Source organism: Flavobacteriales bacterium (assembly GCA_016712535.1).
GTDB lineage: Bacteria > Bacteroidota > Bacteroidia > Flavobacteriales_F > PHOS-HE28 > PHOS-HE28.
On sequence record JADJQW010000002.1, the window covers coordinates 292,376 to 314,985 of the forward strand.

The window sequence follows — 22,610 nt, forward strand, 5'->3', positions numbered from 1 at the left end:
CTCAGTTCGCTTGCGCCAGCCCCTTCAGCACCACCTCCGCCTTCTTCGCGCCCACTGCGGCCGCCACATCCTCGGGCAGTGCCTCCCGGATGCCGGCTATGCTGCCGAATCGCGTGAGCAGCTTCTGCGCGGTGCTCGGCCCGATGCCCTCGATGCCCTCGAGCCCGGTGCGGATGATGCGCTTGCTGCGTTTGCCGCGGTGGTGCGTGATGCCGAAGCGGTGCGCCTCGTTGCGCAGGTGCTGGATCACCTTCAGCGAAGAGCTGCGCTTGTCGATGTGAAGGGGCACAGGGTCGTCGGGGAAGTAGAGTTCCTCCAAGCGCTTCGCGATGCCCACGAGCGCCACTTTGCCGCGCAGGCCCAGGCGGTCGAAGACATTCATGGCCGCGTGCAATTGGCCCTTGCCGCCGTCAATCACCACCAGTTGCGGCAGCGGCTCTCCCTCGCTGATCAAGCGGGTGTAACGGCGTTCCACAGCTTCTTCCATGCTCGCGAAATCGTCCGGCCCCTCCACCGTGCGGATGTTGAAATGGCGGTAGTCCTTCTTGCTGGGCTTGGCATCCTTGAAGACCACGCAGGCACTCACAGGGTCGGTGCCTTGGGTATTGCTGTTGTCGAAGCATTCGATGTGGCGCGGCAGCTCGGCCAAGCGGAGGTCCTGCTTCAGTTGCTCCAGGATGCGGTTGGTGGCCGCTTCGGGGTCCACGAGCTTCTCCTGCTTGCGCTTGTCGAGCAGGAAGTACTTCGCGTTGCGTTCGCTCAGCTCCAGCAGCGCCTTCTTGTCGCCGCGCTGCGGGATGGTGAAGGAGAGGCCGGGCACCTCGATGCCGGGGTCCAGCGGCACGATGGCCTCCGGCGCGGTGCTCTTGAAGCGCTCGCGCAACTCGGCGATGGCCAGCTGGAGGAGCTCGGCTTCGGTCTCCTCCAGCTTGGGCTTCAGCTCCACGGTGATGCCATGCACCACCGCGCCATCGATCACGCGGAGGTAGTTCACGCAGGTGCCTCCGGCATCGCTTGCCAGGGCAAAGACATCCACATCGCCGATGTCGGCATGCACGATGGTGTTGCGCGCCTGGTAGCGCTCGAGCTGCTCGATGCGCTGCTTGGTGAGCTCCGCCTTCTCGTACTCGAGCGCTTCGGCCTGCGCGGCCATCTGCTCCTTCAGCAAGTTGGCCACGCCGCGCGTGCGGCCGCGCACGATCTGACGGATCTGCTTGATGTGCGCATCGTACTCCTCCTGCGCCTGCAAGCCCTCGCATGGCGCCTTGCAATTGCCCAAGTGGTACTCCAGGCAGCGCTTGTACTTGCCGCGCTCCACGTTGCGCTCGCTCAGCTCGTAATTGCAGCTGCGCAGCTTGTACATGCGGTTCACCAGCTCCACCACGGTGTGCATCACGCGGCTGCTGGCGTAGGGGCCGTAGTACTCGCTGCCGTCATCCTCCGGGTTGCGCATGCCCTCCACGCGCGGGAACCGCTCATTGCGGATACGGATCCACGGATAGCTCTTGTCGTCCTTGAGCATCACGTTGTACCGTGGCTGATGCTGCTTGATCAAGGAGTTCTCGAGCAGCAGCGCATCGAACTCGGTGGCGACCACGATGATGTTCACATCAACGATGTTGGCCACGAGCTTGGCGGTCTTGCCCGTCTCGAACTTCTGCTTGTTGAAATAGCTGCTGACGCGGTTGCGCAGGTCCTTGGCCTTGCCGATGTAAATGATGCGCCCGCTGAAGTCGAGGAACTGGTACACGCCCGGCTGGTGCGGCAGCAGCTTCACTTTTTCGCGGACGTCGAGCTCGGGCATGGCGCCGCGAAGGTCGGAATGGAAGCGGCCCGGGACCGTGCCGCTATCTTGCCTGCCACATCCTCGCATCATGCAATTCACCGCAGCCCAGATCGCGCAACTCCTCCAAGGCATTGTTGAAGGCGACCCCAACGTCACCGTGAGCAAGCTCTCGAAGATCGAAGAAGGCGGTGCGGGCTCGCTTTCCTTCCTCGCCAATCCGGCCTACACGCAATACGTGTACGAGACCACCGCTAGCGTGGTGATCATCGGCTCGGCTTTCGAGCTCACTGGGCCTGTGAGGACGACGCTGGTGCGCGTGGCCGATGCGCAAGGCGCTTTCGCCAAGGTTCTGGAGATGTACAACACCATCAAGCTCGACAAGAAGGGCGTATCTCCGCAGGCCGTGATCAGCCAGGGCGCCACGCACGGCGAGAACTGCTACATCGGCGCATTGGCCTTCATCGGCGAGAATGCGCGGATCGGCAGCAACGTGAGGATCTATCCGCAGGCGTACATCGGTGATAACGTTGTGATCGGCGACAACACCACGGTGTTCGCCAACGTGACCATCTACTCCGATTGCATGGTGGGTGCGCGATGCATCATCCACAGCGGCACCGTGATCGGCAGCGATGGATTCCGTTTCGCAACAGGTCCTGATGGCGGCGCCAAGATCCCGCAGATCGGCAATGTGGTGATCGAGGATGATGTGGAGATCGGCGCCAACTGCGCCATCGACCGCGCCACGCTGGGCTCCACCATCCTGCGCAGAGGAGTCAAGTTCGACAACCTCATCCACATCGCGCACAACGTGGAGGTTGGCGAGAACACCTATTACGCTGCCGGCGGCGTGGTGGCGGGCAGCACCAGGATCGGCAAGAACTGCATGTTCAGCGGCCAAGTGGGCATCATCGGCCACCTGAAGATCGCCGACGGCACCATCATCGCCGCGCAGAGCGGCATCAGCAAGGACACCAGGGCGGGGGAGGCCTACATGGGCTCACCGGCCTTCGAGGTGCAGAAGTACCGCAAGAGCTACATCCACTTCCGGAACCTGGATAAGCTGGTGGCGCGGGTGGAGAAGCTGGAGAAACGCGGAGAGTGAGCACTGCTGGATGGTGAAACTCGGGGTGCGCTGACTAAGTGCGCCCCCCCTATTCCACTGCTCCCTTTCAATCGCTATTGATCCGGTAAGCTGCGTCTCATTTTTCCTGATGGAGCAGGCGCCTCTCTATGTGAGGTACAGGGCGGTGTAAAACGAATCGCAGACTTCCTATCGGGAAGGTCGAGGGGACCGACTCGTGGAATTCTGGGTTGCTCGCGGTGCAGCATTACAGGGTATTCCGACGCAGAAAATCCAGAATGAGGTTAGTCCTTGAAAAACAATTGGTTATATGCATGACCACAAAAATATTGTCGAATAGTCGAACCAAGGGACTCTTAATAATGTTCAGCGTTTCGATTTCAAGCCTAAACAAAACCATCCAACCCCCCCCTTTTAACCATGAAGACCACAAACTCCCAGTGGTTCCGCCCTATTCGTTGGGCGCGTCGAATAGGAAGCGCCTTGGCGCTGACGTTGTTAGCAGTCTCTGCCGCAGAGGCCCAAACCTATTGCGCATCTGACGGTGGTTCCGGGAACACGTTCAACATTGCCCGGGTCCAGTTCAATGGAATCGACAATGCGAGCGGTGACAATAACGGCTACGGCAACTTCACTTCTCTGGTATCCAATGTGGACCCCGGTGCTTCCTATGGCATCACCTTGAATCCGAATGGTCCCTTCTTCCTGCGCTACCGTTGGCGCACCTGGGTTGATTGGAACAACGATGGCACCTTCAGCGGTGCCGAGCTCGTTTTCCAAACCACGGGCTTCGGCCAGGAAAGCGGCACTGTGAGCGTTCCGGCTGGCACCACTCCTGGAGCCAAGCGCATGCGAGTGAACATGAGTGCGTTCACTTATCAAGGCGCTTGCGCGAATTACGCCGTGGGCGAAGTGGAGGACTACACGGTTCTGGTAAGCGCTCCTTGCGACGTGACCGCTGGTTCCCTCCAGATCGTGAAGCCGGTGATCTGCTACGAAGGAGGTCCAGCGGGTGTGAGCGCAAACGTTGTTGTTGCACCGACCGCTCCTGCTGGCTATGAGATCCTCTACGTGCTTACGCAAGGTTCTGGACTCGTCATCATCGACGCTGCTCCGAATCCGAGCTTTTCACTCCCCGGCATAGGCGGCTACACCATCCATACGCTGGTATACGACCCCACCACGCTTGACCTTGGCATCGTCGAGTTCGGCGTAACCACCGGCTTCCAAGTCAATTCGTTGCTCGTACAAGGTGGCGGCACCATTTGTGCCGCTCTCGACGTGGCTGGTGCACAAGCCTTCGTGATTGATCCGCAAGCCGGAACCTTGAGCGGAGGTGGAGAAGCCTGCGGACCACTTCCGGTGACGCTTACGGCAACTCCCAATGGTGATGCTAACCTCCCATCTGGTTACCAGACCTTGTACGTGCTTACCCAGGGCACGGATCTGGTTATCCAGAATGTGAGCGCTTCGCCCAGCTTCGAAGTGAACGAAGAGGGTCTGTTCACGATCCACACGTTGGTTTACGACCCTAACACACTTGATCTTTCTGGTGTAGTCGTCGGCACGACCACCGGCTTCGATGTCAATGGTTTCTTGGTCCAAGGTGGTGGTTCTATCTGCGCAAGCCTCGATGTGGCCGGTGCAGCCTTCAACGTGGCCGACCCGAACGCCGGCACCCTGAGCGGTGGCGGTGATGTGTGCTTGAGCGGTGACGCAGTGACCCTGACGGCCACCCCGAACGGCGACAGCAACACGCCTGATGGCTACAGCCTGGCCTACGTGCTGACCTCTGGCACCAACCTGGTGATCGAGCAGCTGGGCGCTTCCCCTGAGTTCACGGTAACGGCCGGTGGTCTCTACACGATCCACACCTTCGTGTTCCCGAGCAGTCTGGACCTGAGCGTGGTGGTGCCCGGCACGACCACGGGTGGTGATGTGCTGGCGCTGCTCGCAGCGAACAACATCTGCGCAAGCCTCGATGTGGCCGGTGCGGCCTTCAACGTGGCCGACCCGAACGCCGGCACCCTGAGCGGTGGCGGTGATGTGTGCTTGAGCGGTGACGCAGTGACCCTGACGGCCACCCCGAACGGCGACAGCAACACGCCCGATGGCTACAGCCTCGCCTACGTGCTGACCTCTGGCACCAACCTGGCGATCGAGCAACTCGGTGCAACGCCTTCTTTCGAAGTGACGAGCGGTGGCCTGTACACGATCCACACCTTCGTGTTCCCGAGCGGTCTGGACCTGAGCGTGGTGGTGCCCGGCACGACCACCGGCGGTGATGTGCTGGCGCTGCTCGCAGCGAACAACATCTGCGCAAGCCTTGATGTGGCTGGCGCAGCCTTCAACGTGGCCGACCCGAACGCCGGCACCCTGAGCGGTGGCGGTGATGTGTGCTTGAGCGGTGACGCAGTGACCCTGACGGCCACCCCGAACGGCGACAGCAATACGCCTGCTGGCTACAGCCTGGCCTACGTGCTGACCTCTGGCGCCAACCTGGTGATCGAGCAGCTGGGCGCTTCCCCTGAGTTCACGGTAACGGCCGGTGGCCTGTACACGATCCACACCTTCGTGTTCCCGAGCAGTCTGGACCTGAGCGTGGTGGTGCCCGGCACGACCACCGGCGGTGATGTGCTGGCGCTCCTGGCAGCGAACAACATCTGCGCAAGCCTTGATGTGGCTGGTGCGGCCTTCAACGTGGCCGACCCGAACGCCGGCACCCTGAGCGGTGGCGGTGATGTGTGCTTGAGCGGTGACGCAGTGACCCTGACGGCCACCCCGAACGGCGACAGCAACACGCCTGCTGGCTACAGCCTGGCCTACGTACTGACCTCTGGCGCCAACCTGGTGATCGAGCAGCTGGGCGCTTCCCCTGAGTTCACGGTAACGGCCGGTGGCCTGTACACGATCCACACCTTCGTGTTCCCGAGCAGTCTGGACCTGAGCGTGGTGGTGCCCGGCACGACCACCGGCGGTGATGTGCTGGCGCTCCTGGCAGCGAACAACATCTGCGCAAGCCTTGATGTGGCTGGTGCGGCCTTCAACGTGGCCGACCCGAACGCCGGCACCCTGAGCGGTGGCGGTGATGTGTGCTTGAGCGGTGACGCAGTGACCCTGACGGCCACCCCGAACGGCGACAGCAACACGCCCGATGGCTACAGCCTGGCCTACGTGCTGACCTCTGGCACCAACCTGGTGATCGAGCAACTCGGTGCAACGCCTTCTTTCGAAGTGACGAGCGGTGGCCTGTACACGATCCACACCTTCGTGTTCCCGAGCAGTCTGGACCTGAGCGTGGTGGTGCCCGGCACGACCACGGGTGGTGATGTGCTGGCGCTCCTGGCAGCGAACAACATCTGCGCAAGCCTCGATGTGGCCGGTGCGGCCTTCAACGTGGCCGACCCGAACGCCGGCACCCTGAGCGGTGGCGGTGATGTGTGCTTGAGCGGTGACGCAGTGACCCTGACGGCCACCCCGAACGGCGACAGCAACACGCCCGATGGCTACAGCCTGGCCTACGTGCTGACCTCTGGCACCAACCTGGTGATCGAGCAACTCGGTGCAACGCCTTCTTTCGAAGTGACGAGCGGCGGCCTGTACACGATCCACACCTTCGTGTTCCCGAGCGGTCTGGACCTGAGCGTGGTGGTGCCCGGCACGACCACCGGCGGTGATGTGCTGGCGCTGCTCGCAGCGAACAACATCTGCGCAAGCCTCGATGTGGCCGGTGCAGCCTTCAACGTGGCCGACCCGAACGCCGGCACCCTGAGCGGTGGCGGTGATGTGTGCTTGAGCGGTGACGCAGTGACCCTGACGGCCACCCCGAACGGCGACAGCAACACGCCTGATGGCTACAGCCTGGCCTACGTGCTGACCTCTGGCACCAGCCTGGTGATCGAGCAGCTGGGCGGTACTCCCAGCTTCGAAGTGACGGCTGGCGGTCTCTACACGATCCACACCTTCGTGTTCCCGAGCGATCTGGACCTGAGCGTGGTGGTGCCCGGCACGACCACGGGTGGTGATGTGCTGGCGCTCCTGGCAGCGAACAACATCTGCGCAAGCCTGGATGTGGCCGGTGCAGCCTTCAACGTGGCCGACCCGAACGCCGGCACCCTGAGCGGTGGCGGTGATGTGTGCTTGAGCGGTGACGCAGTGACCCTGACGGCCACCCCGAACGGCGACAGCAATACGCCCGATGGCTACAGCCTGGCCTACGTGCTGACCTCTGGCACCAACCTGGTGATCGAGCAGCTGGGCGCTTCCCCTGAGTTCACGGTAACGGCCGGTGGCCTGTACACGATCCACACCTTCGTGTTCCCGAGCAGTCTGGACCTGAGCGTGGTGGTGCCCGGCACGACCACGGGTGGTGATGTGCTGGCGCTCTTGGCAGCGAACAACATCTGCGCAAGCCTCGATGTGGCCGGTGCAGCCTTCAACGTGGCCGACCCGAACGCCGGCACCCTGAGCGGTGGCGGTGATGTGTGCTTGAGCGGTGACGCAGTGACCCTGACGGCCACCCCGAACGGCGACAGCAACACGCCTGATGGCTACAGCCTGGCCTACGTGCTGACCTCTGGCACCAACCTGGTGATCGAGCAGCTGGGCGCTTCCCCTGAGTTCACGGTAACGGCCGGTGGTCTCTACACGATCCACACCTTCGTGTTCCCGAGCGATCTGGACCTGAGCGTGGTGGTGCCCGGCACGACCACGGGTGGTGATGTGCTGGCGCTCCTGGCAGCGAACAACATCTGCGCAAGCCTGGATGTGGCCGGTGCAGCCTTCAACGTGGCCGACCCGAACGCCGGCACCCTGAGCGGTGGCGGTGATGTGTGCTTGAGCGGTGACGCAGTGACCCTGACGGCCACCCCGAACGGCGACAGCAACACGCCCGATGGCTACAGCCTGGCCTACGTGCTGACCTCTGGCACCAACCTGGTGATCGAGCAGCTGGGCGCTTCCCCTGAGTTCACGGTAACGGCTGGTGGTCTCTACACGATCCACACCTTCGTGTTCCCGAGCGATCTGGACCTGAGCGTGGTGGTGCCCGGCACGACCACGGGTGGTGATGTGCTGGCGCCCTTGGCAGCGAACAACATCTGCGCAAGCCTCGATGTGGCCGGTGCAGCCTTCAACGTAACGACCTGCGAAACGGAGTGCGCGGCCAGTGCAGGCACGATCACGCCAGCTGACTTCCTGGTATGCTGGCAGGATGAGCAGCTGATCGGCATCCCCGCAGGAAATGCAGTGGTGCCAGTCGGGTACGAAGTGCTTTATGTGCTTACTCGCGGCAACGGCCTTGTGATCCGCCAAGTGAACACCGTGCCTGAGTTCACAGTGAACCAGAATGGCGTTTATCGGATCCACACGCTGGTGTACGACCCTGCGACGCTTGACTTGAGCATTGTGCAAATCGGCACCACAACGGGCTTCGATGTGAACAGCCTGCTCATCCAGGGCGGTGGTTCCATCTGCGCCAGCCTCGACGTGGACGGCGCCCCGTTCATCGCGGTTGGTCCGATCATCTGCGGCTTCCTTGACCTCTTCCGCGGCATCGACCAGAGCAATCCTGAAGAAACGCTCGCCGCGCTGGAGAACATGGACCCCGGCATGGCCATGGCCATCGAGAACGACAGTCCTGTGAATATCACCGCTGCATGGCCGAATCCGACCCGCGATGTGCTCAACCTGAGCATTTACGTGGTCGGCGACCGGAATGTCGCGGTCAGCGTGGTCGACCTCATGGGCAAGGAGATGCAGTTGCCACAAGCGTTCAATTACGGTACGGGCTACAACCAAGTGAGCCTTGACGTGAGCATGCTAAGTGCCGGAGCCTACATGGTGCGCATCCTCTCTGCCGACAAGGTGGTGAGTGAGCGCTTCGTGAAGATGGACTGACGGACGGGAGTTCGTTGATGTGAGGCCCGGAGGGTACCGACAGAGGTCGGCATCCTTCGGGCTTCGCTCATTCGTATCAAACGCGAACCCTCGAATACGGCGCTCTTCGTGCCGACGAACCTTCGGTTCCACGTCGCTGTGCCGCGTTCGCTCTTCTTACGAGCGACCATTAAAGCCTCCTTCGTATCGAGGCCAGGCATGAAATGCACGACCGGAGCGCGCCGTTGCAACACTATGCTGCGATGGTGAGATTTTCATGGAAGGGACCATGCGCACCAAGCACCAGCGTAATTGAAGGCCATGTCGAACGGCAGGACGATCATTGCTTTCCGATGAATAGGAAGGGCGCTCCGATCGGAGCGCCCTTCTCATGTGTTCGGTATCCGCGTTGTCATCGTGCCACCACGCTCTTGTCCCCTCGCGCAGCGTTACGGTACGCTTATCTCGAACAACGCCTTGAGTTCGCCTTTGCCGAAGCCCATGGCGCCCTCAGAAAGCTCGAGGCGAAGACGCGTGCGCCGGACTGCATACCTAATGCACGTCGATCGTTCATGCCCGGAACGGCTCGATCACCTTGCGGAGCAGTGAATTGTAATGCGGGATGCGTTCTTCGAGATCGTGTCCTTCTGCCAATGCTTCGGGAATCCAGCCGCGCGAGATCAGACTATAGCATGAGATCAGATAATCCTCATCTGCCCGGGAGAGGGAGCGCAGAACTCCCGCGACCACCAGCGATCGGAAGCATCCGCGCAGATCAATTCGGCGCCTTTCTTGGATGGCGCGGTACTGGGCTTTCACTTTCGGAAGCTGCGAGAGCAGGCGTGCCATGCTCAGCAGCAGGCTGCGGTAGGCGATGTGGTTGCGCAGTGCCTGCTCGAAGCGCGCGAGGAACTCATCCAGCGAACGAACGCTGCCATCGGGGACCACGGCATCGTTCAGCGCGCGTAATTCAGCGGTCAGTTCCAGTACCATGGCCTCCTTGTCCGGGAAGTAGTATGTGATGTGCCCCGGCCGCATGTCCAGCGCCCGCGCAATGTCGCGCACGGCCACCTTCTCCACCCCGTGCTTGTTGAACAATTGCAGCGCCTTGGCCAAGATCCGCCCGCGCTTGTCCTCGCCCTTGACCGTGATCCTTCGCTTCGCCATATATTTGGACATTGTCCAAATCTAAGCACATGCGCTACACCTACCCGCACACCATCGAGAACGGCCACGGCGAGCAGCTCACCTTCGTGCGCTTGGTGAAGGACCCTGAGGGCGAATGGCTCGAAGTGGAGAACCTGGTGCAGCCGGGCTCAGGCCCGCCCATGCACGTTCACTTCAAGCAAGCCGAGAGCCTGACAGTCGTGAGCGGCAGGATCGGGGTGCAGGAATCCGGCAAGGAGCCTGTGGAGCATGGGCCCGGTTCAACGGTGACCTTCCAAGCGGGCGTAGGGCACAAATTCTGGGCGGTTGGCAGCGAACCTCTCCGTTGCAAGGGTTGGATCAAGCCCGCGCACAACGTGGAGTATTTCCTCACGGAGATCTATCGCAGCACCAAGGAGAACGGCGGCAATCGGCCGAAGGAATTCGATGGCGCCTGGCTCAGCCAACATTACGCCAGCGAGTTCGGCATGCTGGAGATCCCGGGCTTCGTGAAGAAGGTCATCTTCCCGATCACTGTGTTCTTCGGAAGACTTGCCGGGAAGCACAAGCGCTACGCGGATGCGCCGGAGCCGGTGAGGTGAGCAGCGAGGGATGCCTTCATGGCGCCCTTCCCACTCACTTCGCCCGCATCCTGTTCCCTTTCGCCTCGTGCGTTAGCTCGCATAGCCCGAGCGCTTCCATCAACGGCGGCACGTATACGCCGAAGCGGCCGCGCAATCCTTTTTTCAGGCCGTACCATCCTTTCACGGGGTTCTTCTCGCTACGGCCCCAGGCCTCCACGGTGCCTTCTTTCGCGGGCTTCTGTTCGTCAGTGCCTCCGAGGTCCATCCAGTCGCCGTGCTTCTTGAGCATGACGTGCAGGTCCTCGATGCAGCGCGGATCGTAGTGCAGCACCGTTTTGCCGACCGTGCACACAAGCAGCTCCTTGCCATCTTTCTCATCCATGTGCATCGTGTATTCCGCCGTTCCCGGCGGGGTCTTCAGTGGCATCGGCGCGTCCTTCGTTCCGATCTTCTTCTTCAGGTCCATGTGGTAGGGGTTGTTCGTTCAGTTGTTCCAGCTGCCCGCGTCCTGCAACTCCCGCGAGCGAGGCGGGGCCGTGGGTCCGCTGGCGCGCAACGCTTGTTGGAAGTGCTGGAAGGCAGGCAAGGCGATCAGCAGGTGTTGGTCTTCGGCGCTTTCGAAGCGGGCGAGATGCACGAAGGTGCGTTCTTCCGGATCGAAAAGTACGCGGTAGTGGATGCCGCCATGTCCGGCTCCGCGCAGCGCCTCCATCACGCCGGCGATGTTGCGGCGGTTCTCATCCTCGAACGCCGCTTTCACGGAATAGGTCACCAGGACGTGCTTCATGGTTCCATGTTGTTTGAAATGGCCTCGGCTTCCTTCTTCAGGTCAGCGGCGAACGCGTCGAAGCTCGCATCGAAGCTCGGGATGTACTTGGCGTACATCGGGAACATCAGGCCGCCGATGCGTTCGCGCATGTTGAAGGCAATGGTTCCATCACCGTTCTTCTTCATGGTGAAGGTGCGCTCCCCCTTGCCATCACCCCAGACCAGTTGATATGTTGGTTCGAAGACCTTCACCCGCAGCTTGAAGCTGCGCTTGGGGTCCAAGGTGCTCTTGAGGACGATGCGCTCGCCCAGCGCGATGTTGCCATTAATGGAGATGACGGTGCTGTTCCAGCGGGGATAGTCCCCTGCGTTCGTGAGCAGCGCCCATATGATGGCTTCTTCCGCACGGATGGTGGCGCTGACGCTGGTCTCGCGATGAAAGGTCGTGCGCGTGGTGACAGCCTTGCTGCCCTGCGCGGTGGCGGTGAGTTGGGTCATGATGACAAGGGCGATGAAAACGTGCCCCATGCCTCTTGGACGACCGGCGCGAAAGAAAGGATAGGATGAGGCGCGAAATTTCCTGGTCCGCGCTGAGCCTCAGTCCGCTGGCGCGCTTACGTGCTGCTCCATCACCTTGCGGTCGAAATCCAGGTGGTGCAACTGAAGCTCCGCGGCCGCCGAAGTGAAGGGGTCGATCTCTTGCAACACCTGCATCCGCAGGTCGAAGAGGTGCTCCTTGTCCGGGTTCGCGGCATCGCGCACCATGCGCAGCTTCGCCGCCTCTTCCTGGGCGTTCTGCTTCGGATTGTAGATGCCGTTGAGCTCGGTGCACTGGTGGCAGGCGCCCTCCTTGTTGATCAGCGCGCAGCGCCGGTCGAACACGGCGATCATGCGGCTCCTTCCGCCGTGCAACCAGTACTTCACCATGGCCTCGGTGCTCTGCATGATCTCCGCGATCTCGCTCGCACTGAAGCCGTGCACTTCGCGCAGCAACAAGGCGATCTGCTCTTCCAATGGCAGCGAGCGGCTCACGCAGGTGAAGCAAAGGGCGATGTGCTCGCGGATCTCGAAGCGAGCCTGCGGCGAGGTCTGATGCAGCGCCATCGATTCGCGGAAGAAATCCGGGTCCTGCATCGCCGCATCCTTGCAGATGTCGCCCACGTGCTCCGGCCAGCGCTTAAGCGCGCGCAGGTGGTCGCGTGCGATGTTCTGCGCGATCGCAAAGAGCCAGGTCTTCACGCTGCTATCGCCTTTGAAGGATTCCAAGCCGCGTTGTGCCCGGATCCACGTCTCCTGCACGATATCCTCGGCGTCCTGGCGGCTCGCTGTCATGCGCAGGATGTAGGAGCGGAGCGCAGGACGTGTGCGCTCGAATTCTGAGGTGAGTTGTTCGGTGGACAGGGTCATTGGAAGAAGCCCCAATAGGTGTGCGAGATGAACGAGCGCGCAAATAACGAAGGGCGCCGATCGGACGCCCTTCGCACGTGTTCAAATCGTGCTGTTCAAAGCGTCCCCCTGTTCTCCTGCTCCCGCTCGATCGCCTCGAACAAGGCCTTGAAGTTGCCCTTGCCGAAGCTCTTCGCGCCCTTGCGCTGGATGATCTCGAAGAACATCGTGGGACGGTCCAGCACCGGCTTGGTGAAGAGCTGCAACAGGTAGCCCTCGTCGTCGCGGTCCACCAGCACGCCGTGCTGCTTCAGCACCGCCAGGTCCTCGTCGATCTCGCCCACACGCGCCATCACGTCGTCGTAGTAGGTCGGTGGCACGTAGAGGAATTCCACGCCGCGGTCCTTCAACGCGCCCACCGTCTCGATGATGTTGTTGGTGGCCACCGCGATGTGCTGCACACCGGCGCCGTGGTAGAAATCGATGTACTCCTCGATCTGGCTCTTCTTCTTGCCCTCGGCGGGCTCGTTGATGGGGAACTTGATGCGGCCGTTGCCGTTGCTCATCACCTTGCTCATCAGCGCGGTGTATTCGGTGCTGATGTCCTTGTCGTCGAAGCTCACCAGTTGCGCGAAGCCCATCACGCGAGCGTAGAAGTCCACCCAAGTGTTCATCTCGCCCCAGCCCACGTTGCCCACCATGTGGTCGATGTACTTCAGGCCGGTAGACGGCGGGTTGTAGTGGCTCTTCCACGCCTTATAGCCGGGCATGAAGGGGCCTTTGTACTCGTTGCGCTCCACGAAGATGTGCACCGTCTCCCCGTAGGTGTGGATGCCGCTGCGCACCACGTAGCCATGCTCGTCCTCTTCCTTCACCGGCTCCATGAAGCTCTTCGCGCCGCGCTTGGTCGTTTCTTCCCAGGCTTTGCGGGCATCAGGCACCCAAAGGGCAATCACCTTCACGCCGTCACCGTGCTTGCGCAGGTGGTCGTTGATCGGGCTCTCCGGCGTCATCGGTGTGGTGAGCACCAGGCGGATCTTGTCCTGCTGCAGCACGTAGCTGGTGCGGTCCTTCACGCCCGTCTCCAGGCCGGCGTAGGCCACGCTCTGGAAGCCCCAGGCGGTCTTGTAGTAGTGCGCGCTCTGCTTGGCGTTGCCCACGTAGAGCTCCACGTAGTCGGTGCCCCAGAGGGGAAGGAAGTCCTCGGCTTCCTTCATGATCTTCTCCAGGCCGTAGTCGACGTCTTTCAGTCCGGTTGACATGGTCGTTCGTTTTTCGGTTTGGGATCACTCGATCCAGCTCTTCCAGTATTTGCCGTCATCCAGTTTCAAAGCCTCCTCGGTCACCATCAAAGGTTTGAAGGTATCCACCATTACCGCAAGCTCGTCGGTCTGTTTCTTTCCAATGCTCCGCTCCATGGCACCCGGGTGCGGACCGTGGGGGATGCCGGCGGGGTGCAAGCTGATGTGGCCCGGGCCGATGTCGTTGCGGCTCATGAAGTCGCCGGCCACGTAGTACAGCACTTCATCGCTGTCGATGTTGCTGTGGTTGTAGGGCGCTGGGATGGCTTGCGGGTGGTAGTCGTACAAACGCGGGCAGAAGCTGCACACCACGAAGGCATCGGTCTCGAAGGTCTGGTGGATCGGGGGCGGCAGGTGCACGCGCCCCGTGATCGGTTCGAAGTCGTGGATGCTGAATGCGTAGGGGTAGTTGTAGCCGTCCCAGCCCACCACATCGAACGGGTGGCTGGCGTACACCAGCTCGTGCAGCATGTTCTGCTTCTTCACCTTGATCGTGAAGCTGCCCTTCTCGTCGTGCGTCTCCAATTTCTTCGGTCGGCGGATGTCGCGCTCGCAGAACGGCGAATGCTCCAGCAGTTGGCCGAAGTAGTTGCGGTAGCGCTTCGGCGTGTACATCGGGCGGTGGCTCTCCACGATGAAGAGGCGGTTGTCCGCGTCCTTGAACTCCATGGTGTAGATCATCCCGCGCGGGATCATCAGGTAGTCGCCGTAGCTGAAATCGATGTTGCCCAAGAAGGTGCGCAGGGTGCCGCTGCCCTTGTGGATGAAGATCATCTCATCGCAGTCGGCGTTCTTGTAGAAGTAGTCCACACTCTTCGCCTGAGGCGCGGCGAGCACGATGGAACAATCGCTGTTCACCAGGATGGCCTTGCGTGCGGCGAGGTGGTCCTTCTCGGGCTTGGTCTTGAAGCCGTGCAGGCGCAGCGAGCGCATGTTCTTCTCCACGGCGATCTTGGGCGTAAGGTCCTTCGGCTTGCCCAACGCCTTCACCATCGTGGGCCGATGCGTGTGGTAGCTCAACGTGCTCATGCCATCGAAGCCGATGGTGCCGAAGAGCTGCTCGTAGAAAAAGCGGTCCTTCCCGTTCTTGAACACGGTGTGCCGCTTGTGCGGGATCTTGCCGAGGGTGTGGTAGATGGGCATTTTCCAGTTGCGTGTTGGCGCGTTACAGGTTGCGGGTCATCCGATCGCGCAAGCCTACGCGCTTGTCTTTACGTGAATGGTGATGGACGTCAGCTCTGGATGCAGCGTGCCGTTCAGCGCGAGCAACTCCTCCTCTTCGCGGATGCGGCGACGCAGGCCCTCGGGGTCGTGGATCGCCTTGGTCTTGGTGCTGCGCGTGCTGCGGCCTTTGCGCCAGGCCCGTTGCGCTTCGACCGGCAATTGATGGATCTCCCGGCAGCTGGGTGAGCAGCAGTCGGCGTACTTCGTTGCGCACGCCTCGCACTGCACCAGCAGCATGTTGCAGGTCACTTCCTGGCAGTTGGTGATGCGATCGCACTTGGTGCCGCATTGCATGCAAGTGCTCACCACATCGTCCGTGATGCGCTCGGCGAGCCGCTCATCGAACACGAAGTTCTGGCCGAGGTACTTGCTCTTCAGCCCTTCGGCCTTCAACTGGCGCGCATAGTCGATGATGCCGCCGTGCAATTGGCTCACGTTGGTGAAGCCTTGGTGCTTGAGGTAGGCGCTGGCCTTCTCGCAGCGGATGCCGCCGGTGCAATACATCAGCACTTCTGCATCCTTGTTCTTCTTGAACGCCTCCACCACTTCCTCGATCGCGCCACGGAAGTTGTCGGCCTTGGGCAGGTAGGCGCCTTCGAAGTGCCCGATCAGGCACTCGTAGTTGTTGCGCATGTCGATGACCAATGCGCCTTCCTCCATCTTCCGGTTGAAGGTCCTTGCGTCGAGGTGCTCACCCACGTTGGTCACGTCGAAGGCATCGTCGGCCAGGCCATCGGCCACGATCTTCTTCTTGACCTTGATGGCGAGCTTGAGGAAGCTCTTGCCGTCGTCTTCGACCGCGATCTTCCACGGCACGTTCGCGAAGGCTTCGCGTGCATCCAGCGCCTTACGGAAGTGTTCGAGGTTGTTCATGGGCACGCTCACCTGGGCGTTGATGCCCTCCGGTGCGATGTAGATGCGGCCGAGCACCCCCAGCGCCTCCCATTCCTGGTAGAGCGCATGGCGCAGATCCTCCACTTCGCGCAATCGCACGTAGCGATAGAAGGAAAGGGTGGTGCGCGGCGCCCCCTCATGCTCCAGACGAGCCCTGAGCACATCGGGCCGGTGCAGGTTCCGCAGGCGGTGAGCGTCCATGAGGCGAAAGTACGGCGGTCAATCGGGCTGTTACAGCCAGCGAAATAGCTTCGCCCGCGCGCCTTCGCCCTGTCGGTCTCGGCGCTCAAAGCATGACCAAGAAGATCCTCGTCATAGGCTCCAGTGGCCAGATCGGCACCGAGCTCGTGGAAGGCCTGCGCGCCCGTTTCGGCAACGGGAACGTGGTGGCCAGCGACATCAAGCAGCCGCAGGTCGAGCAGGCCGGCCCCTTCGCCATGGTCGATGCCATGGACCGCAGGGGCATCGAGCGCATCATCGAGAAGCATGGGATCACCGAGGTGTACCTGCTCGCCGCCTTGTTGAGCGCCACGGCGGAGAAGGATCCCGCCTTCGCGTGGAAGCTGAACATGGAGAGCCTCTTCATCGTGCTGGAGCTGGCGCGTGAAGGCAAGCTGAAGCGCGTGTATTGGCCCAGCAGCATCGCCGTGTTCGGCCCCACCACGCCGAAGGATGGCACGCCCCAGCACACCATCGCGGAGCCCAGCACGGTCTATGGCATCAGCAAACTGGCCGGAGAGGGCTGGTGCCAGTACTACCACAAGCGATACGGCGTGGATGTGCGCAGCATCCGCTACCCTGGCCTCATCGGTTGGAAGAGCGCGCCGGGCGGCGGCACCACGGATTATGCCGTTCACATCTTCCACGAGGCGTTCAAGCACGGCAAGTACACGAGCTTCCTAGGGCCGAAGACCACCTTGCCCATGATGTACATGCCCGATGCCATCCGCGCGACCATCGACCTGATGGAGGCCCCTGCCGAGCAGGTGAAGGTTCGCAACAGCTACAACCTCGCGGGCTTCAGCTTCAACCCGGAGGAGATCGCCGCCGAGGTCCGCCGGCACATCCCCGGCTTCACCATCGATTACGCGCCGGACCAACGGCAGGCCATCGCGGACAGCTGGCCGCGCACCATCGACGATAGCGCCGCCCGCACCGACTGGGGCTGGAAGCCGCGGTATGACCTGGGAGCGATGGTGGACGAGATGATGATCGAGCTGAAGAGGTTGATTAGCGGTTGAGGGTTGCATGTTGAATGCGCCCAACCCTCAACCCCTCAACCTGCAACCTTCAACCTGCTCCGGCCGTTTCGCGCCTCGCGAAGCCCAACACGCCATGTACCGACAACTCACCCTTCTGATCCTTCTGCTCATCGCCGGTCGTGCCGCCGCCCTGGCACAGGACACCCTGAATGTCGTTGATGAGATGGGCCGCAAGCAGGGCTATTGGAAAGTGCTAGCGCCGAAAGCCGAGAAGCCCGAGTACGAGGATGGCCAATTGATCGAAGAGGGCCGCTACGCCAACAGCAAGCGCGTAGGCACGTGGAAGCGCTATTGGCCCAACGGCAACGTGATGAGCGAGATCACCTACCAGATGGGGCGTCCAAAAGGTGAGTACAAGACCTATTACCCTACCGGCAAGGTGGAGGAGCTGGGCACCTGGGACCTCGACCGCAATACGGGCAAGTTCCAGCGCTACCACCCCAACGGCAAGCTCGCGCAGGACTTCGTCTTCAATCCCTATGGAATGCGCGATGGCGAGCAGAAGTACTACCACGAGAACGGCCAGCTCGCCGTGGCGGTGAATGTCGAAGAAGGCAAGGAGGATGGCGCGCTCAAGCGTTACGACGAGAAGGGCCAACTCACCCAGAACGCGCAATTCAACGATGGCGTGATCGATGCTGCCAACAGCAAGTGGATCAAGCCGGTCGTTAAGGCCGATGATGTGAAGGTGGATCCGAAAGCGGAGCCTGCTCCAGCCCCGGCGCCCACGGAGCGCACCAACGCAGTGGTCTTCCGCGAGAACGGCTTCAATACGCTCTATGACAAGCAGCTCCGCCTCTCGCAGCAGGGCGAGTTCAAGGATGGCCGTCTCTGGGACGGCAAGCGCTACGAGTATGACCGCAACGGCATCCTCGACCGCATCAAGATGTACAAGCAGGGCCGTTACCTGGGCGATGCGGTGATCACGGAGGAGGACTTGAAGTAGCCTTCGCCGCGAAGAGCGCCCGGCTATCTTCGGCGCTCAATCATTCGCGCATGAACAAGTTGGTGGCCGGTCCCGATGAGGCCCTCGATGGCCTGAAGGACAACATGACGCTCATGGTGGGCGGCTTCGGGCTGTGCGGCATCCCGGAGAACCTGATCGCGGCCATGGTGCGCCGGGGAACGAAGGGCCTCACCTGCATCAGCAACAACGCGGGCGTCGATGACTTCGGGCTGGGCCTGCTGCTGAAGACGCGGCAGATCAAGAAGATGATCAGCAGCTACGTGGGCGAGAACGACGAGTTCGAGCGGCAGATGCTCAGCGGAGAACTGGAGGTGGAACTGATTCCCCAAGGCACGCTGGCCGAACGCTGCCGTGCGGGCGGCGCAGGGATCCCCGCGTTCTTCACGCCAGCGGGCTATGGCACCGAGGTGGGCGAGGGGAAGGAGGCCCGCGAGTTCAACGGGAAGATGCACGTGCTCGAGAGCTGGCTCCGCGCCGATTTCGCATTGGTGAAGGCCTGGAAGGGCGATCGTTTCGGCAACCTGGTGTACAAGCGCACGGCGCGCAATTTCAATCCCATGATGGCCATGGCGGGCAAGGTCACCGTGGCCGAAGTGGAGCAGCTCGTGGAGCCCGGCGAGCTCGATCCGGATCAGATCCACACGCCGGGCATCTTCGTGCAGCGCATCTTCCAAGGCACCGGCTACGAGAAGCGCATCGAGCAGCGCACGGTGCGCAAGCGCGCCTGACGCCTCCATGGCCATGCGCGGTGAACGGCTCGCCTGCATCGCGGTGGGCTTAGCGGCCTTCCTGTACCTCTTCTTGCGCGCGGCCTTCGTCCCGCTCACCCACGACGAGGCCGCCACCTTCCAGACCTACGTGCTCACGGGCGATTACCTGCCCTACCTCGCGCATTGGGATGCCGGCAATCATCTGTTGAGCACGGCGGTAACGCGTGCGGCATATCTGCTCTTCGGGCCATCGCCGCTGGCCTTGCGGGCCTTCTCGTTGATCGGCTTCTTGCTCTGGGCGCTGTATGCCTGGCGCATCACACGACCCATCGAGAATGGCCTCATCCGCATGAGCACGGTGGTTGCGCTTCTGCTCACGCCCTTCGTCATCGAGTTCTTCGCGCTCTTTCGTGGCTACGGACCTTCGCTCGCCTTCCTCCTCATGGCGCTGCATCATCTGCTGCGCTTGTTGGTCCACGCGCGCCGCACCGATCTCCTCCTCATTCTTGTAGCCGCGCTGTTGGCCTGCGTGGCGTCCCTCACGCTGCTCATCGCGTGGTGCATGATCCTTGCGGCTACCGTTGCGATCGTGTTCCGCAGCCTTCGCCGCGATGCCCGTGCCTGGCTGGCGGTGATCATGTTGGGCGCCGTACCGCTGGTGCTCGCCGCGCAATACTCGTTCGAGCTCTCGGCGCGCGGCCTGCTCTACTTCGGCACCGATGCCGGCCTTGTCAACGGTACCATGGCCTCCTTGGGCCGATGGGCTCTCGGTGTGGATGCTCCGCGCTTGGGCGCGGCCCTGATTCTTCTGCCCTTGCCCGTTGGAATGTTGGCCTTGCGTACCGGCCATCACCGCACGGAGATCGGCGCGTTGCTGCTGCTCATCATCGGTGAGCTGCTCGGTCGCTTCGTGTTGGCCGAGGCCTTCGACGTGCTCTACCCGCAGGACCGCACCGCCATGCACCTCGTTCCGGTCCTGCTGCTCTTGTCCGTGTTCTCCGTTGATGCACTGACACAGGATCGGCCTTGGATGCGCTGGGCCGCGCTGCTCGTTCTGGCGCTGCCGATTCGAACGGTTCTTTTCGCCAATCTCGACCGCACGGCCTATTGGCCGGAGCAAGCGATTCCTGCGGAGGTCTTCGATGCGGTAGAGCGATTGCAGCAACACAGCGCGCGTCCCTTGCTCATCGGCGGCTACCACCAGAATGCGGCCGTTTGGGCGTTCGGCAGCATGCGTCACGGCGGCACGCTGCCTTTCCTCGATAGCGACGGATTCCCGCAGCCCACCTGCGACCTTCTCCTCATCGACCCGACCTATTTCAAGGCGCCTGCCGGTTTCAGCACGATCACCTCTGCGCCGCATGGCAAGCTCGCGCTCATGCAGCGTGATGAGCCCTTGAGCACCTTGCTCCTTCTCGACACCGCCTTCACCATTGTAGAGACCGATGCCGAGTTCGTTGAGCTGTTGGTGGCCGAAGATGCTGCGCTGGATAGCGGCGAATGGCTGATCGAGCTCCATGCCGAGCTGCACAGCGCCTCAGCTCCGCTCGACCTCCGCTTCGTGGTGGAGCTGAAGGATGCCGATGGCGGCACGCTCCATTACGATGTGGTGGACGCGCAGCGCTTGCGCACGCATTGGCAAGGCGAGTCATGGCGCTTGATCCGGCGCGTGCCGCTTCAGGATCATGCGTCGACGCGGCGCGTCTGCTATTTCTGGAATCCGAAGCGCCACTCGTTCAAGGCACCGAGCGTGCGGCTGAAGGTGCACCGCCTTGAATCCGCACGATGATGAGCGATCCGGTCACTCGGAAGGAGCGTTGGCCCTTCGTCGGTTTGGCGGCCGTACTGTTCGCGTACGTATTGCTGCGTGCCTTGCTGGTGCCGTTCGTCCATGACGAGGCCACTTCCTTCATCGCCTATGCCCAGCCAGGCACCTATCTGCCCTTCGCGTCGATGTGGGATGCGAACAACCACTACCTCAACAGCCTGTGCGGGCACGTCGGCTTCAAGCTCTTCGGACTGCATCCACTCGCGCTGCGCTGGGCCAGCGTGCTCAGTTATCTGCTTTTCGCGTTCGCTGCATGGCGCTTCGGCACGCGGATGAGCCGGCCCGTGCGCTGGCTGCTCTGGCCAGCGCTGCTTGCCTGTCCATTCGCACTCGTTTTCTTCTCGCTCTTCCGAGGTTATGGGCCCGCGCTCGCCCTGCTGCTCATCGCCATCGAACAGGCCTTGCGCTACGCGGAGCACAGCGCAACGAAGCACCTCTTGTGGAGCCTGATTGCGCTCGATGCCGCGCTGGGCTTCATGATGGCTCTGCTGCCTGTGGCCTCGGTGCTTCTGCTCCTGTTGCTTTCAGGTGCGTGGCGAAACCGCGATCAACTGGTTGTGTGGTGCGTGCTCGGCTTGCTGCCCTTTGCGCTGTTCGCGGCGCTGGCGCGATACATGGCTTCGCTCGGCTTGCTGTATCAAGGAAGCACTGCGGGCTATGCGGAGGTCACGGTCGCGTCCTTGCTCAGGTACGCGCTGGGGATCGATGGCACTGTTCTGGCCACCGCCATCGCGGGCGGATTCTTTTTGCTCGCAATTGCGCTACTGCTAGTACATCGTCGCATCAAGCTCCCGAGCGCGCCCATCGTGATCGGCGCGTTGCTCTTGGGCGAATTCATGTTGCGTTGGCTCCTCGCCAAGATCATGGGATTGAACTATGCCGAGGACCGCACCGCGCTGCACGTGCTCTTGCTCGCCGTCCTTTTCGTGGCATTCGCGGCCGATGCGCTGCGCAAGATTCATGCACGCGCATGGCTGGTTGCGCTGACCTTGTTGGTGCTCCCCTTGCGCACGATGCTCACCATCAACGTTGATCGCACGGGGCTTTGGCCGGAGCAGTCCATTCCGGAGCGGTTCATCGCGCGCATCGATTCACTGGAAGCCGAGCTCGGGCGACCAGCCTTGGTGGGCATGCATCGGCTGGCCCTTCTGCCGTTCGGGCTGGAGAGCCGCCTGCATGGGAACGACCGCGACGGCACGGCGACGCTTTGGCCGAACACGCCAGCCGATGGGCGTTTCGCCGTGAAGGGAACCCCCTTCGATGAAGACTCGCGCTATTTCATGGCGGACAGCGCTGAGAACGGTTTGATGCTCTACCTGCGCCGCGAAGCATGGCGGGGCAGCACGTTCACCGACACCCTCTTTGAGCTGCAGTCCATGGGTTTGGATCGTTCCAAAGGCCTTGCGATTACAGTGGACCGGTTGCGCATGTCCGATGCGGTCGTGGTGCTGCATGGAACCCTGCGCGGGCAGCAATCACTCGACCTCCGCGCGTGCGTGGCCGTTTTCGACTCAGCGGGCACGGCGATTCACGCCGATCACATCATGCTGGCCACGCGCCGAGCGCATTGGAGCGGCGAGCCATGGCGCACCGCGCTGCTCATCCCGAGGTGCACCGATGCCGCGCGGGCCGAGGTCTTCTTCTGGGAGCCGCAGCGCAAGGGCTTCACCATCGAGCATGCACGCATGCGGGTGCTAGCGATGGAGGAGTGAGGCGTGCGCCACGAGGTCTTGTCGAAGGCAGAACAGGTTGCTCGTGGAAGGTGCGCGTATTCACGCTGTCACTCGTGTGCA

General features: G+C 62.0%; 17 protein-coding genes. 8 read left to right on the forward strand and 9 right to left on the reverse strand.

Annotated features, from left to right (window positions below; genetic code table 11):
- Position 1 precedes the first annotated feature (1 nt).
- On the reverse strand, positions 2 to 1,804 hold the full coding sequence (gene uvrC / locus IPK70_01210) for an excinuclease ABC subunit UvrC (protein ID MBK8225776.1): 1,803 nt from the start codon (positions 1,802 to 1,804) through the stop codon (positions 2 to 4).
- 70 nt (positions 1,805 to 1,874) lie between these two features.
- On the opposite strand from uvrC, the gene lpxD reads away from it, so the two are divergent.
- Entirely contained in the window at positions 1,875 to 2,891 is a 1,017-nt protein-coding gene (lpxD, locus tag IPK70_01215) for a UDP-3-O-(3-hydroxymyristoyl)glucosamine N-acyltransferase (protein MBK8225777.1), read from the forward strand.
- A gap of 399 nt (positions 2,892 to 3,290) precedes the next feature.
- Positions 3,291 to 8,768 (forward strand): T9SS type A sorting domain-containing protein, encoded by a 5,478-nt coding sequence (locus IPK70_01220; GenBank protein MBK8225778.1) that lies wholly within the window; start codon positions 3,291 to 3,293, stop codon positions 8,766 to 8,768.
- A gap of 549 nt (positions 8,769 to 9,317) precedes the next feature.
- Here the strand turns inward: IPK70_01220 and IPK70_01225 are convergent.
- Complete coding sequence (locus tag IPK70_01225; GenBank protein MBK8225779.1) at positions 9,318 to 9,914, reverse strand: TetR/AcrR family transcriptional regulator; 597 nt, start codon at positions 9,912 to 9,914, stop codon at positions 9,318 to 9,320.
- Positions 9,915 to 9,943: 29 nt separating this feature from the next.
- On the opposite strand from IPK70_01225, the gene IPK70_01230 reads away from it, so the two are divergent.
- Positions 9,944 to 10,495 (forward strand): cupin domain-containing protein, encoded by a 552-nt coding sequence (locus IPK70_01230; GenBank protein ID MBK8225780.1) that lies wholly within the window; start codon positions 9,944 to 9,946, stop codon positions 10,493 to 10,495.
- Positions 10,496 to 10,529: 34 nt separating this feature from the next.
- On the opposite strand, the gene IPK70_01235 is transcribed toward IPK70_01230, so the two are convergent.
- The 7 genes from IPK70_01235 to IPK70_01265 all read right to left on the reverse strand — a co-directional run bounded on the left by IPK70_01235 (position 10,530) and on the right by IPK70_01265 (position 16,251).
- Positions 10,530 to 10,943, reverse strand: a complete 414-nt coding sequence (locus IPK70_01235; protein ID MBK8225781.1) for a hypothetical protein — start codon at positions 10,941 to 10,943, stop codon at positions 10,530 to 10,532.
- Between the two features lie 18 nt (positions 10,944 to 10,961).
- Complete coding sequence (locus tag IPK70_01240) at positions 10,962 to 11,264, reverse strand: antibiotic biosynthesis monooxygenase (protein ID MBK8225782.1); 303 nt, start codon at positions 11,262 to 11,264, stop codon at positions 10,962 to 10,964.
- On the reverse strand, positions 11,261 to 11,743 hold the full coding sequence (locus tag IPK70_01245) for an SRPBCC domain-containing protein (protein MBK8225783.1): 483 nt from the start codon (positions 11,741 to 11,743) through the stop codon (positions 11,261 to 11,263). The genes IPK70_01240 and IPK70_01245 overlap by 4 nt, the downstream gene beginning before the upstream one ends.
- A 99-nt stretch (positions 11,744 to 11,842) precedes the next feature.
- On the reverse strand, positions 11,843 to 12,646 hold the full coding sequence (locus tag IPK70_01250) for an RNA polymerase sigma factor (GenBank protein ID MBK8225784.1): 804 nt from the start codon (positions 12,644 to 12,646) through the stop codon (positions 11,843 to 11,845).
- A gap of 101 nt (positions 12,647 to 12,747) precedes the next feature.
- Positions 12,748 to 13,893, reverse strand: coding sequence for a 4-hydroxyphenylpyruvate dioxygenase (gene hppD / locus IPK70_01255; GenBank protein MBK8225785.1), 1,146 nt, complete (start codon positions 13,891 to 13,893; stop codon positions 12,748 to 12,750).
- Positions 13,894 to 13,917: 24 nt separating this feature from the next.
- Positions 13,918 to 15,075: a homogentisate 1,2-dioxygenase gene (locus tag IPK70_01260; GenBank protein ID MBK8225786.1), complete on the reverse strand. Its 1,158-nt coding sequence runs from the start codon at positions 15,073 to 15,075 to the stop codon at positions 13,918 to 13,920.
- Positions 15,076 to 15,129: 54 nt separating this feature from the next.
- On the reverse strand, positions 15,130 to 16,251 hold the full coding sequence (locus tag IPK70_01265; protein ID MBK8225787.1) for a rhodanese-related sulfurtransferase: 1,122 nt from the start codon (positions 16,249 to 16,251) through the stop codon (positions 15,130 to 15,132).
- A 92-nt stretch (positions 16,252 to 16,343) separates the two neighbouring features.
- Here IPK70_01265 and IPK70_01270 point away from each other — a divergent pair, with 92 nt between their 5' ends.
- The 5 genes from IPK70_01270 to IPK70_01290 all read left to right on the forward strand — a co-directional run bounded on the left by IPK70_01270 (position 16,344) and on the right by IPK70_01290 (position 22,529).
- Positions 16,344 to 17,291, forward strand: coding sequence for an NAD-dependent epimerase/dehydratase family protein (locus tag IPK70_01270; protein MBK8225788.1), 948 nt, complete (start codon positions 16,344 to 16,346; stop codon positions 17,289 to 17,291).
- 94 nt (positions 17,292 to 17,385) lie between these two features.
- Entirely contained in the window at positions 17,386 to 18,258 is an 873-nt protein-coding gene (locus IPK70_01275) for a toxin-antitoxin system YwqK family antitoxin (GenBank protein MBK8225789.1), read from the forward strand.
- A gap of 50 nt (positions 18,259 to 18,308) precedes the next feature.
- Complete coding sequence (locus IPK70_01280; GenBank protein ID MBK8225790.1) at positions 18,309 to 19,007, forward strand: CoA transferase subunit A; 699 nt, start codon at positions 18,309 to 18,311, stop codon at positions 19,005 to 19,007.
- 13 nt (positions 19,008 to 19,020) lie between these two features.
- Entirely contained in the window at positions 19,021 to 20,778 is a 1,758-nt protein-coding gene (locus IPK70_01285) for a hypothetical protein (protein ID MBK8225791.1), read from the forward strand.
- The gene (locus IPK70_01290) at positions 20,778 to 22,529 is read left to right on the forward strand and encodes a hypothetical protein (protein MBK8225792.1); all 1,752 of its coding nucleotides are present in this window, start codon (positions 20,778 to 20,780) and stop codon (positions 22,527 to 22,529) included. Before IPK70_01285 ends, IPK70_01290 begins: the two co-directional genes overlap by 1 nt.
- Positions 22,530 to 22,610: the final 81 nt, after the last annotated feature.

Excerpts from the sequence above, each read along its gene's own strand:
- IPK70_01220 (MBK8225778.1), top strand. The coding sequence starts at position 3,291 with ATGAAGACCACAAACTCCCAGTGGTTCCGCCCTATTCGTTGGGCGCGT.
- IPK70_01265 (MBK8225787.1), bottom strand. The coding sequence starts at position 16,251 with ATGGACGCTCACCGCCTGCGGAACCTGCACCGGCCCGATGTGCTCAGG.
- IPK70_01280 (MBK8225790.1), top strand. The coding sequence starts at position 18,309 with ATGAACAAGTTGGTGGCCGGTCCCGATGAGGCCCTCGATGGCCTGAAG.
- IPK70_01225 (MBK8225779.1), bottom strand. The coding sequence starts at position 9,914 with ATGGCGAAGCGAAGGATCACGGTCAAGGGCGAGGACAAGCGCGGGCGG.
- IPK70_01235 (MBK8225781.1), bottom strand. The coding sequence starts at position 10,943 with ATGGACCTGAAGAAGAAGATCGGAACGAAGGACGCGCCGATGCCACTG.
- IPK70_01245 (MBK8225783.1), bottom strand. The coding sequence starts at position 11,743 with ATGACCCAACTCACCGCCACCGCGCAGGGCAGCAAGGCTGTCACCACG.
- IPK70_01290 (MBK8225792.1), top strand. The coding sequence starts at position 20,778 with ATGAGCGATCCGGTCACTCGGAAGGAGCGTTGGCCCTTCGTCGGTTTG.
- IPK70_01260 (MBK8225786.1), bottom strand. The coding sequence starts at position 15,075 with ATGCCCATCTACCACACCCTCGGCAAGATCCCGCACAAGCGGCACACC.
- IPK70_01230 (MBK8225780.1), top strand. The coding sequence starts at position 9,944 with ATGCGCTACACCTACCCGCACACCATCGAGAACGGCCACGGCGAGCAG.
- hppD (MBK8225785.1), bottom strand. The coding sequence starts at position 13,893 with ATGTCAACCGGACTGAAAGACGTCGACTACGGCCTGGAGAAGATCATG.
- IPK70_01275 (MBK8225789.1), top strand. The coding sequence starts at position 17,386 with ATGTACCGACAACTCACCCTTCTGATCCTTCTGCTCATCGCCGGTCGT.
- IPK70_01240 (MBK8225782.1), bottom strand. The coding sequence starts at position 11,264 with ATGAAGCACGTCCTGGTGACCTATTCCGTGAAAGCGGCGTTCGAGGAT.
- IPK70_01270 (MBK8225788.1), top strand. The coding sequence starts at position 16,344 with ATGACCAAGAAGATCCTCGTCATAGGCTCCAGTGGCCAGATCGGCACC.
- lpxD (MBK8225777.1), top strand. The coding sequence starts at position 1,875 with ATGCAATTCACCGCAGCCCAGATCGCGCAACTCCTCCAAGGCATTGTT.
- IPK70_01285 (MBK8225791.1), top strand. The coding sequence starts at position 19,021 with ATGCGCGGTGAACGGCTCGCCTGCATCGCGGTGGGCTTAGCGGCCTTC.
- uvrC (MBK8225776.1), bottom strand. The coding sequence starts at position 1,804 with ATGCCCGAGCTCGACGTCCGCGAAAAAGTGAAGCTGCTGCCGCACCAG.